The organism is Actinomyces qiguomingii (assembly GCF_004102025.1).
In the GTDB taxonomy this organism is placed as follows: domain Bacteria; phylum Actinomycetota; class Actinomycetes; order Actinomycetales; family Actinomycetaceae; genus Actinomyces; species Actinomyces qiguomingii.
Map to the genome: position 1 here is coordinate 485745 of NZ_CP025228.1, position 12413 is coordinate 498157.

Genomic DNA, 12413 nt, shown 5'->3' on the forward strand with positions numbered 1-12413 from the left:
CCGGATTCGGCACGAACGATGTTCCTTCGTCCGACGTCGTCTACCAGGTTCGTATGGTTTCAACGAGTTTCAGGGCGGCTGCTGGCCCGGGCGGCATGTTCATGCCGATTCTGGACACTTTGGCTCCCAGGTGCTGGCCTAGCGCGTTGGTGTGGTGGGCAGATCAGGGCGTCTGGTTGTAGGCCGGGTCCTTCCTTATCCGATCGGGCTGCGGTTGGACCACCTGGCTGCCGTTGGGCCGTCTGGCTGCGGATGGACCGTCTGGTTGCCGTTGGACTGCCTGGAACGCACTCTCAGACGGTCCAAGCGCAGGAGCCCGGTCCAAGTACGAGGCCGGCAGCGGGCCGGGTCCACGCCCACGACCGCTAACACCCTCAAACTGGAAGAGCCGTGTTGGGGCCGGGGCCGGTGGGTTTACTACTCCGGTTGGGGCTCTACTACTCCGGTTAGGGCTCTACTACGCCATTTAGGTGTTTGTTGAAGGGCTCTGGACCGTTCAGCAAAGTCCTAAGTGGCGTACTCAACGGTGAAGTGGCGTAGTAGAGGTCCCGGCGGGGTTGGTGGGTGTTCGAGGTGGCGCTTGCCGGGGGCGTTGGTGGTCGGTGGTGTTGGTTGGGTGCGGGTGGGTGGTGTCCGGGGCTGTGGCGTGCAGTGCTGGTGGGGCGTGTGTGGCTGGTGTGGTGTGGCGGTGAGGTTGCGATTTGGTCTACGGTACAAAGTTTGGTGCGTTTTGACCCTGACTTTTCCGCATGACTTCGTTGAAAGTTGGTGGCTGGAGGGGGCTTGGGGGGTGTCGGTGGCGCTTGGCTTGTTTTCAACGAAAGGTGGTAGTTTTGGGGTGGTGTTAGCCGGTCTCGTGGGGTGCTTGCGGGGTCGGTGGCGATCTGGCCTCTGGAAGTGGCGGTATGACGCGGTTTCCAGAGGCAGGGGTCAGGAAGCACCTCGCACCTCCAGGTGCATTAAGACAAGTAGACGTGTGCCATTTCCCCATGCCTTTCCTAAGTCAGGAAGCACCTCGCACCTCCAGGTGCATTAAGACGCTACAAAAAGTACTCTCACAGGCCAGTCTGTGAGTCAGGAAGCACCTCGCACCTCCAGGTGCATTAAGACTTCCCACGTAGGGTCGAAGAAATCGACCACTCTAACGAGTCAGGAAGCACCTCGCACCTCCAGGTGCATTAAGACATTGAGCTGGAAAACCAAGGCATCCTGGCCGACCTCGTCAGGAAGCACCTCGCACCTCCAGGTGCATTAAGACAGAAAGGCCTTCAGCGCGGCGTTGTCTGTGGCAAAAGGTCAGGAAGCACCTCGCACCTCCAGCTGCCTGATCCGCTCAGCATCGGATGTGGTGGTTCCCGGCCGGGCGCCCGCGTCGATCTCGGCCTTGTGTGCCAGGTACGCAGCGCCTCGGGGCGGGGCGCCCAGCTCCTCGGCGATCCTTCAGATTCGCCCCCTTGGACCGCTCGGGGTCCCTACGGGCCTCCGCAGCCATCCTGGTAGCCCGCTCCCGCAGCCCTCTTCGGGGTACTTCCTTTGTGCACTGCCGGCAGTGATCCTTCCGTGTATTCACTGCCTCCATCAAACCCGGTGCGGTTCAAACATCGCCGCCACCGCCCTAGCCTTGATGTTTCATGGGGTGGTTGGGTTGGGCTTGGGGGGTTCGGGATTGGTTGGGACCGGGGTTGATTATGGCGTGTTGGGGGCGTGTGGGTGTGGGGTGGTGCCGCGTGTCGTCGTGCGGTGGTCGGGCCTTTCCTGGGGCCGGTGCGGGGTTTCCTCCGAGGGGTTGTGGTGGGGTAGGGACAAGATGGCTGGGCTTATGGTGCTGCCAGGGCGTGTAGGGAGCTGATCGCGTGGGTCAGCAGGCTTGCCCAGGGGTGGTCTTGCTTGTAGCGGATGGTGGTGCGGCGGGCGTGGCGCACCAGTACGGCAGGGATGTTCAGCAGGCGGTGGCGGATGGTCTTGGGTTCCCACCGGCGGGCGGGATGGTCGCCCAGGGCGAGCATCTGGGCCCAGGCGAGGATGTCGCAGGCCAGGGCGACGATCTGGCACCAGATGCGGTTGGAGTTGAAGCTCTTGAACGGGAGGGCGGCCAGGCCGGTGTCCTTGGCGCAGCGGATGCGGTCCTCGCACCTGGCGCGCAGTCGGTGCCGTAGTTCCAGGTCGGGCAGCTGGCCGACAGGGGTGTTGGTGGCGAACGCGGTCAGCCGGTACCCGTCGGGGTCGTCCAGGCGCAGCTGGGCGCCGGGGTGGGGCCTCTCGCGGCGCACGATCACCCGCATTCCCGTCGGCCAGCCCTCGAGTTTGAGCAGGCTGGTGAACTCCGCGACGTCCGCCCCGTCTCGCAGGTCGCCGTCGGCGCTGTAGGCGGGGGTCCACACCCGCTCGGGTATCTTCCGGTACAGCTCATCTGCGCCGGCCGGGAGGGTGAAACCCACCGAATAGGCCACCTGTCGGCGTTCGAGTTCGGCTAGGGTGGCCTTGGCGGCTCCGGCCCCGTCGATCCTCACCAGCACCCGCCTGCCCGGTCGGGGTCCCAGCCCCGCCTGGTCCAGGGCCGCGGCGAATCTGCACGTGGTCGGCGGCGGTGTTGGAGCCCGCGTTACCGGGGCGCAGCAGGATGCCGGCGCACTCGCCTGTCCCGTCCTGGCCGTGGTCGATCCAGGCCGTCAAAGGATGGAACCCGAAACCCCGCTTGAACGTCCCGGCCGCCCCCTCCTTCTCGGAGTGCACGCCAATCACGGTGGCGTCGATATCAACCACCAGCGGCCGCTGCTCGTCCACCCCGGCGGTGGGGGCGCGCCGGCCCGCCAGCGCCCACGCGAGCTTGCGGGCCTGCGCCCGGGCCTTGGTGATCGCGTCCTCCACCGCCCCGATATCCCCGGCCAGCGTCCCCACCAGGCGACAGGCCGTGGGGATGGAGGCCACTTTCCCGAACACTGTCGGCTCACAGCGCGCCAGACCCAGATCCGACAAGCAGCCCCCGCCCAACGCCACGCTCAGCGCCAGATCAGTGATGATCTTGCCCGGATCATGCACCGCACCGTCCTTGCGCCACGGCGCCAGCGCCCGGCACAGGCCCTCAGCCAGGCCAGTGGCTCGCACCGTCTCGGCAAGCAGCACCCCACCGGCCAGCCCCACCGCCGCCACCGGCCCGGACTCAACCCCCACACGCGGATACACCCCTGCTGTAGCATTCACCCCGAAGGTGCCCCCCTCCCGGAACAGACGGATCATCAACAACCCGCATTATTCCAGGCAACACGGGGCACCTTCACCCCTAACCCCACCACCCCACGAAACACCGAGGCTAGTCATCCTCAACCTGAACAACAGCCTCCCCTGGTGAGAAAGGCTCAATAATCATCCCGACCGTCAGCATCATGACCAAAACGCCAACCAGGAAGATATTGATAGCGCCTCGCTCATCGCGGCTTAGTGATACCTCAAACCGCGCACACAGCTTACAAACTCTGACTCCATCATGCCCAACACCTTAGCCGCCATCCCTTGGTCTGACGTGTCACAGATTATGCCTCGATGACAGGGATGTCGGTGAGCCGTGCCGCCACCGAGGTACCGTCATCGGAGCGTCCGATGATATCCATAGTCACAGCGTCACCGCCCGCATCCGGCCACACCACAGGGAAGCACCTATCATCATTAGCGTGGAAATCGTAAACAAAGTCCGTGGTCAGCGGAATATTCTCCTCATCTCCATCAGTGAAATCAACTAGGAGGTACCTGTCGTCGCCATTCAGCAACGTAAATCCCGGCGCGCCACTATAAAAAACGGCCCACATGCGCATCAACACAAACTGCTCAGGCAGATCCAACATCCCAACTTTCGGCGTTAACTCACCGTCAGCCACCATATGCACCGTTCCTACCAAGTAGCCGCCGACCCTCGTGACACTATCCATCGCGACTCGCAGAACAACACGCTCGCCGTTGACACCCTCCACTTGCACATCAACCCCGTCCGAGCCGGGACCCACTGGGCCCGTAGGCTCGGGCATGTCACCAGAAGGACCAGCCGAGCCCGCGCCCGAACCGGCAGCACCGGCCTCACTGGGATCGGCTGGGGTCAGCAGGATCTCCACCCTTCGGTTCAACTGCCGATTCTCATCCGAATCATTCGGCACCCTCGGCTCAGACTCCCCCTTGCCTAACACAACCGTCTCCCAACCCGACAGATTCGTCAACTCACCTAGACGAACCGAAACCGCCTCCGCCCGACGCTCCGACAAGTCCTGGTTATGCTCATCGGTGTTCACGTCATCCGTATGTCCCGTAACCGCGAGCTCACCGCCCGAGGGATACAGTGCCAACTGTTCCACCACAGTCCCCAATAGCTCATCGGCCTCCGCCGACAAGTCCGCCGAATCCGTCGCAAACAACACGTCCCCCGACACATTCACCGTCGTCGACGCATCGTCCTTCTCCGTATCCGACGAACCATCTGCCGCCACCGCCACGGAATTCAACTCAAACGGACCCGACTCGATACTCTCGTCAATCTCCGCGGCCGCCAATGCAGCATCCACATCAAACCCAGCAGACGCCGCATCCAGCACCGGCACTCCCAAAGCCACACCCACATTCGGCAGAAACACATCTACCGAATCCACACCATCCGGCAATCCGCCAAACACCGGAAATAACTCAACCTCGTCTTGCTCGGCCAGATCGTCAAGCAAGCCCGCGGAACTCTCACCTATCTCACAATAGGCCTTACCATCTTCAAGAGAAAGCAACTTAATTCCCCTCAAGGACACACTGCTGCCCATGAGGCTGAACAATATACTGACGTAGAACGTCTCGTCGGCGTCAGCTGACACGACTAGTTTCAAGATGGTTCTGCCATTTTTGACCACAGCTGGCCCCACAATCACCCTAACAGAGCTGCCGCCCCAACCCGATTCCAGTGCGATAGCACTGGAATCAAGAACGTCAAGACTCCCAGGTGACGCTTCTGCAGAGGGGCGATCAGGACCCGCCTCTACCGACGGGGACTCGCCCGAGTCAACGTCACGTGCACAACCAAACAAGACAACACCGATCCCAACGGCTGCACCAGCACCAACGACGCGACGTCTAGACAGAAACCTCATATATATACACTATCATCAGTTTGATACCATGCACAACCGTCACCGTAGTTGTCCGGCGAATTCTTTAGGGGGTGACGGGCTAGGCAAGTCCATCACCCCCCAAAGATTGAGTCTTTCTCGTCTGGGGAGGTTGTTGTTCAGGTTGAGGATGACTTGGGCGGTGGTGGTGATTTTGGTGATGGTGGCTGGGTCGAGGGTGACTCGCTTGAGGGCCTTGAAGCCCTTGAGCAGGGCGTTGGCTGTTTCGGCGGGGGCTCGCAGGTGGGCTTGGACCTGGTTGTAGGAGCGCGCCCCGGTGTCGGGTTTGGAGCCCTTGATGGGCACCTTGATACCGATGCCGGCACCTACGTAGCCTTTGTCGGCCAGTGTGGGCGTCCCGTCGGCGGCTACCGGGTAATAGGGCTGGCAGCACATGGGTACGGGCGGCCTTGATGTCGTGGACCGAGCCGGGCTCGACCGGCGAGGTCCACACCGGATAGCCGGTTGAGTCGGTAAGCACTTGGATGTTCCCGCGTGAGGTGCCTTGTGTTTGCCGGAGTATCACAGGTGGTATCCGGTGTCGGGGTCACGCTCGGCGACCCGGTCGGTGCGGATCAAGGTGCCGCCCCCAGGCACACGAACGGCTCCCCGTTGTCCTTGAGCCGACGTAGCACCTCGGGTAGGTCCGGCGCCTTTGAGGACACGACGTCCAGGGCCTCGCGGCTGGTACCGGTAAGCGGTGGCAGGGGACACGCCTGCGTCGCGGGCGATGCCTGCCACATCGGTGGCGTGGATCAGCCAGCGCAGCAGCATGACAGCCTGTACCCAGCTGGTGGCGGCCCGCTGCCAGGGACGCACATCATGACGGCGGCGGTGGGCGGCGATCCACCGGGACACGGTCCGGGCAGTAGCCACGGGGACGCCCATGGGTGGCACGATAGGACACCCGCGCGGGGGCCTCTTTCCGGGCTTGGTTATTCTTTGTCGAAACACATGCTGCCGGAGCTCCCCGCGTGCACCCACCAACGACACACCCACCTTCCCGCACCACCCCAACGATCCCAACCCCCGCCCTCAACCCCGGTGAGAAAGGCTCAATGCCGCTCAAAAGACTGAAAGAACCCGTTAAGAAGGGAGCCACAGCGTAAGCATGAGGCCTACGAAGACGGCCAAGGCGCCCAACCAGGCCCAGCGTTGGGAGCTTCGAATGCGCTCTTGGGCCTGGGTGGCCTGATCCACGCGGTACGCCTCGACGGAGCCGTGTGTCTTCAGGATCGCATCGAGGCTGAGTCCGCGCGGGGGTCCATGTTTCCCTCCCTCTGCGGTGAGAACGAGCCACAACGCCACGGTTAGCAGCAGAATCCCCCCACCCAAGGCGAGTGTCAAGGCCAGACGCCACTTCCAAGAGGCGTCCCCGAGACGAGAAGCGGCCATTGTCAGGACGGCACCGGTCCCCGTTAGGAGAAGGGTGTAGCCGTTGCGCCAAACGCGTGCGTCCGCCAAAGTCTGCTCGAGCAACGTTCGTTGCAACTCCTGAATCGCCCGCAGGTCTCCATGGGAGGGACGTATGCGATCCTCGGGCGGCACTGGCAAGCCCATCTCAGGTCGCTGGCTTGGGGACGATGATCGTGAAGCTTGCCCCACATCCGAGTTCGTCCGAGGCGCCCGGGTGGGCGACCCTGCATTCGCAAAGGAAATCGGCCCACCGGGCGGTCTCGCCTGGTTTGGTGTCGGTGCGGCGGACCGCCAGAGTCGAGAGGTCAAGCTGTTGGGTCTGGCTGAACACGTGTTTGCAACGCGGACAAGGCCCCTGGATGGTGAGGGAGGGCGCGCCGGGGGTGGCGTGATAAGTGACGCGCAAGACCGAGTCTCTGACGAGGGTGGCGGCTTTGCTGTCGAGTTCGGCCGACGCTAATTCGAGATAGGGGAGTTCCTCGGGTGCGTCTGAGCGGCGGCGGAAAGAGCCGAACAGTCTCACTGGTCCTCCTCGCGAAGTGGGCTGTGCCGGTGCAAAGCCTTTGACATACTACCGCCGTGGATGACGAGCTGTCGATGGATACGGATCGTTCTTTGGACGAGGTGATGGAGGCCGCAGATGGCCTGCCCGATGACGATCCGGACTGGATCGATCTCCACTGGCATGTAGCGTATGCGCTATACAAGCGATTCCTGGACGAGAGCGACCCCGACGACCTGGATGAGGCGATCCGGCGCGGTGTGTCGGTTGTGGAGCGGCAGGGCCGTTCGTCGGCCGCCCACCTGCACGACGTGGCCCTCATGCTGTGGGACCGGTTCGCTGAACGCGACGACCTGGAGGACCTAGCCCGCTTCGTGGAGTTGCTTGAGACTGCGCTCGCTAGGGCGGAGGCGGACGGAACGGATTTGGAGTTGGTCGCCGAGTGCCAGACCAACCTTGCCGTGGGACTGATGGAAGGCACCGCCGCCGACGTACCGGAGCCGGTGCGTGCGCGGGCCGTGAGCCTCTGGGAAGCAGCCCTTGCGTCCGGCCAGTTGGACGAGGACGCCGAACGCTGGATCGAGGGTAACCTCACGCTGGTCCTCAGCCATGCTGGGGCGTCGGAGGCGGATCTCCGGCGCGTCGTGGAGTTGGGGCGCCGTGCCGCGGCGGAGGCCACGGACCCGGAGGATGCGGCCATCGCCCACTTCAACCTCGCCGCGTCCCTGGAGAGTTTGCACGACAGCGTGGTCGACGATGGACTCCTTGAGGAGGCCATTGAGCATGTGCGGGTCGGGCTCGACCTTCTTGGGGCCGACCACCGCGACCACCCCGGATACACGGCCAACCTAGTCAACCTGCTCCAACGCCTTTCGCGGGAGCGTGGGGATCCTGCGCTCACAAATGAGGCAGTCGACTTGGGTCGCGCGGCGCTGCGGCGGATCCCCGACGACGACTTGGATCGTCCCCTCGTCCTCACGGCCACGGCCTCGGCGATATGCGAGGCCGTCAGAAGCGACGCGGATCTTGGCCTGCTCAGCGAGGCCCTCGACCTCTACCGGACGGCCATCGAGATCACGCCCGAGGGGTCGCAGGACCGGGGCGTGGCCATGGTAAACCTGGTGTCGGCGTGTCGGGATGCGAACGAGCGGTATCCCGACCCCGCACTGCTCACCGAAGCCCTCGTGCGGGGTGACGAGGCGCTTAAGCTGTTCTCAGCCCCCGGTCTGTATCGAGCGGCGACGCTCACCGCGGTGAGCAATGCCCAGCGCGACCGCTACCTCGAGACCGGCTCTCTGGACGACTTGGACGAGGCGCGCAGCCGCGCCGAGGAAGCGCTTGACCTGACGCCGGAGCAGCACTCTGAGCGAGCTGCGCGCTTGACCAACCTCGCCGTGATCCTGTCGGACGACTTCACTGAGCGTTCCGACAGGAGCCGCCTAGATCGTGCCATCCAGCTTTACCGCCAGGCTCTGGAGCTGCGTGAACCCGTGGCGAGCCGCGTCGTCGAGCGGATGAACGACCTGGCGCTCGCGCTGCGGGATCGGTACCGGGATACCGAGAACTCCCAGGATCTCAACGAGGCCGTCGACCTCGCCCGTCAGACTGTGGCGGCCTCGAAGACTGATGAGCTGACCCACGCCGGTTATGTGAATAACCTGGCCAACGCGCTGTCCGAGCGATACGAGCGTGATGGTGATCCGGAGGACCTGGTAGCCGCGATCGAACGGTTCGGCGAAGCGCTGGCTGTGGCAGCGAACCGGCCCGTCGAGGCCTCCGGATATGCGACGAATCTCGGGCTCTCGTTGGCCGCGCGCGCCCAAAATACGGGGTCGATGGATGACATGGATCAGGCCCTGCTGCATCTGGAGCGCTCAATCGACCTCCTGCCGACGGCCCATCAGGCGCGCGCCCACCGAATCTCGAACCTGTCTGACGTGTACCGGCAGCGGTCGGTGATGCTCATGGAGCGCGGAAACCGCGCCTTGGCACTGGAGAATGCAAACCGCGCGGTGACGACCGGTCGGGAAGCGGTTGAGGCCGCAGGGTCCAGCGACGCTCGCCTTCTGCCCGCCTTGTCGAACCTCGCCGAGGCTCTACGCTGGCGCGAGCGTCTAACGCCAGGCTCGTCCCCATCCCGGGAGGTGCTCGAGAATCAGCGTCGCGCTGCTCTGCTTGAGGAGATCACTCCTGCGGAAAAGTTCGGTCAGTCCGTCCGCTGGGCCCGCGACGCAGAGGCGCTGGGGGATCGCGAAGAGGCGTTCTTGGCGTTTGGTCGAGCTGTTTCCCTGACAACACAGGTGGCATGGATCGGGCTGACCCTCGGGGAGCGCCGCGAGCTGCTGACCTACATGCGGGAGGTGCTGGACCACGCCGTTGCGCACGCAGCCGGACAGCGACGTCTCGAGGCCTTCGCCTGGGCCGATCATGTTCGGTCGGTTCTGTGGCGCCAGGGCCTCCAGACTCTGTCGCTGGCTGCGGAGCGCGGGGACGAACAGTGGGCATCATTGTCCGGTTTTGTCCGGCACGTGCAGGCCGACGGGCGGCGACCGAGCGCGCGTCCGGACGAGCAACTCCGGCTGCGGGCGCACGCGGCGGCGGCAGCGCTCGGCCAGGCGGTGCCCGATCCCGACGCGTACCGGGGTCTCGGGGCCGAAGGCCCGGTTGTCCTGCTAGTCCCCGGGGATGAGGAGTCGCTGGCACTGGTCCTTCAAGGGCTTGACGAACCGCTGGAGATCCGCCTCCCTGAAGCCTCGGCGGCGCTGCTGCGCGAGTGGGGCGACAAGCTTCGCACCGAGATGACCCACGGCGTGGGCACCTTTCGCTCGGCGTCACATGTGGTCTTCGAGTGCCTGGAGTGGCTCTGGGTCAGTGTGGCGTCCCCCATCCTGGACCGGATCGCGACCACGGGAGAGCGACCGCATGTGTGGTGGTCGCCGGTCGGGGAGTTTGCCCTACTGCCCGTCCATGCCGCCGGGGTCCACCCTCGCAACAAGCCGCAGGCGGCTCGCCGACTCGAGAACCTGGCGAGGTGGCCAAGTGTGCAAGACCGGGCGTTTTCATCGTACCTGCCGACGGTCCGCAGGGTTGGCCCGCGGCCCGGCGCGAGGGACGGACATTTGGACGCTGTGCTACACGTGTCGGTCGACGTGGATGACCGGCTTGGGTCACTGGAGGCCGAGCGCCGAGCGGTCAACGAAGCGATGCAGGGCGCGCGCATGACCCGCCTCTTCGACGACCACGCCACAGTCGCCGCCTTCCGCGCCGAGCTGCCGAAATGCACGCTGCTTCACGTCAGCGCACACGGTCGGCTCGACCCAGACGATACGTTCGAGGCCGGGATCGAGTTGGCCGACGGTCGATTCACGCTCCGTGACCTGGCGGCAAGTCGCACGGCCACGGGGCGACTGGCGGTGCTCCTGACCTGCGAATCCGCATCGGGTGACTTCGAGGCTCCTGATGAGGCCCTGCATGCGGCCGGGGCGGCGCAGCAGGCCGGCTTCGCGGAGGTCGTGGCCGCCACTTTGCCGGTGCGAGATTCCTCGGTCGTGCCCTTCGTGACGTGCCTGTACGCGGCCGTCGCCGCCGAACCGACGGATGGGGACTTTGCGTCGGCCGTGGCGCGGGCGGTGGCTGACGCGGTCGATGAGCTGCGTTTGGACCCTCGGTACGCGGTGGATCCCTTGTCATGGGTGCCCTACGCACACTTCAGCGGATATGGCCGTTGAACTAGCGGCTAAGCGCAGTCAGGTGGCTCAGGTGGTGGCGCCGGGTGCGGTTGGTGGTATTTGTGGGGTGTGTGTGGCTGGTGGGGCGTGGCGGTGAGGTTGCGATTTGGTCTACGGTACAAAGTTTGGTACGTCTTGACCCCGACTTTTCCGCATGACTTCGTTGAAAGTTGGTGGCTGGAGGGGGCTGGAGGGGTGTCGGTGGCGATCTCGAGCCTGGAAGTGGTGGTATGACGCGGTTTCCAGGGGTAGGGGTCAGGAAGCACCTCGCACCTCCAGGTGCATTAAGACGAGCCGGTCGCCCGGTCTGTAGCCTTGTAGGATCAGGAAGCATCTCGCGCCTGCGGGTGTACTGCGACTGCTTCGGTGGCATGGTCTGTGGAGTATTTGCTGGTTTCTGGTGCGTGGCTGGGTGGGGTGGCGTGCTTATGGCTACTGAGACCGGGGTGGCTTATTCGCAGCGCCGCCAATATCCCCGTATGATCACGGTTTTTCTGCACCATCGCGCGGAAAGCACGGGAATTCCGCAGCGGTGGGTCGCCACCGTGAACAACCTCCGGCGGTTCCAGCGACTCTGATGTCGTGCCCCCCTTTGGTGGTGCGGGCGCATGTACCACTGCCTGGGGGTGCAGACTTCTGACGAATCGTCGGCTGTAACGTACGATCCGTCAGGGCAATGCGCTTACCCTCGCGCCGGTTCCACCGTGTGCACTCAACTGGTGCGCATGCCCGGCGATACAGACGTGCCCGGTGATTCAGGCACACGCCAACCACCGGCTCATCGTGTCCCTAAGCATGAGGAGTCGTTTTTAGTGTCGTTTTTGGGTTTCGGCTTGGTCAGTGAGGTAGGTGAGGGTGCGGACGATGTTGTAGGGGGTGGTGGTGTTGGTGGTGGTGATGGTTCCGACCACGGGGGTGGTGGTGCCGCCGTTGGGGGTGTAGGTGGCTTTCCAGGTGGTGGTCAGGGTGGTGGTTACGTCGGTGGCGGTGGCGGTGTAGCGGTGGGTGAGGGTCTGGTTGGGCCAGGCAGCACCGGGGTCGGTGGTGGTTGTGGTGGTGCCGTCTCCCCAGTTCCAGGTGTAGGAGGTGGGGGTGGCGTGGATGGTTACTTCGGTTCCGGCTACGGTGGTGGTCAGGACCTGGGTGTCGGGGCTGGTGTAGACGATGAAGTCCTTGGTCAGCAGTACTTCTGGGCCTGGGGGTTGGCGGGTGATGCCTGAGCCCTCGGCCAGCAGGGTGGACACGTCGGTGGAGGAGATCGTGATCACCACGGTGGTGCCGTCTGCGGCCTGGGCAGTGGTTGCCGCCGCGGCATCGGTGGCGCACTCGTCAGGATCAAGCACAACAGCACGCATTCCGACGTTCACGCCCATTCTCATACCGAAGCACATGGCATAAGACAAACTCGCCATAAAAGCGGCCCTCTCATCGAACACCCCACCAGTGCCGCCCTCAACAGTGACACCGCCCCCACCCGAACCACCAGAAACATACGAATATACCTCATGGGAGGTCCCACCAGTAACCGTGACCGACTCCTGCGCCGAGTATGCATTCATTGTTACTTTGGTTTGAGAGTCCGCAAGTGCGTCGGGAGCAATGCACATTGAAGTCCAGGTGACTGCATAAATGGTC

The 12413-nt window shown here is 64.0% G+C and carries 4 protein-coding genes, 2 pseudogenes and 1 CRISPR repeat array; of the genes and pseudogenes, 1 reads left to right on the forward strand and 5 read right to left on the reverse strand.

The window, feature by feature from the left end:
• Positions 1 to 929: 929 nt before the first annotated feature.
• A CRISPR array of direct repeats spans positions 930 to 1332; the repeat unit is 37 nt; unit sequence GTCAGGAAGCACCTCGCACCTCCAGGTGCATTAAGAC.
• Between the two features lie 485 nt (positions 1333 to 1817).
• The 4 genes and pseudogenes from CWT10_RS02010 to CWT10_RS02025 all read right to left on the reverse strand — a co-directional run bounded on the left by CWT10_RS02010 (position 1818) and on the right by CWT10_RS02025 (position 7071).
• Positions 1818 to 3201, reverse strand: a pseudogene (locus CWT10_RS02010) (IS1380 family transposase).
• Positions 3202 to 3530: 329 nt separating this feature from the next.
• Positions 3531 to 4853 carry an OmpA family protein gene (locus CWT10_RS02015; protein ID WP_233188124.1) on the reverse strand — a complete coding sequence of 441 codons (1323 nt, stop codon included), beginning with the start codon at positions 4851 to 4853 and terminating at the stop codon, positions 3531 to 3533.
• A gap of 399 nt (positions 4854 to 5252) precedes the next feature.
• Positions 5253 to 6039, reverse strand: a pseudogene (locus CWT10_RS02020) (transposase family protein); the annotation flags it as partial.
• A 654-nt stretch (positions 6040 to 6693) separates the two neighbouring features.
• Positions 6694 to 7071 (reverse strand): hypothetical protein, encoded by a 378-nt coding sequence (locus CWT10_RS02025; protein ID WP_103062921.1) that lies wholly within the window; start codon positions 7069 to 7071, stop codon positions 6694 to 6696.
• 56 nt (positions 7072 to 7127) lie between these two features.
• On the opposite strand from CWT10_RS02025, the gene CWT10_RS02030 reads away from it, so the two are divergent.
• The gene (locus CWT10_RS02030) at positions 7128 to 10778 is read left to right on the forward strand and encodes a CHAT domain-containing protein (protein WP_103062922.1); all 3651 of its coding nucleotides are present in this window, start codon (positions 7128 to 7130) and stop codon (positions 10776 to 10778) included.
• A gap of 809 nt (positions 10779 to 11587) precedes the next feature.
• Here the strand turns inward: CWT10_RS02030 and CWT10_RS02035 are convergent.
• Positions 11588 to 12337, reverse strand: coding sequence for a hypothetical protein (locus CWT10_RS02035; RefSeq protein ID WP_128683232.1), 750 nt, complete (start codon positions 12335 to 12337; stop codon positions 11588 to 11590).
• Between the last annotated feature and the right edge of the window lie 76 nt (positions 12338 to 12413).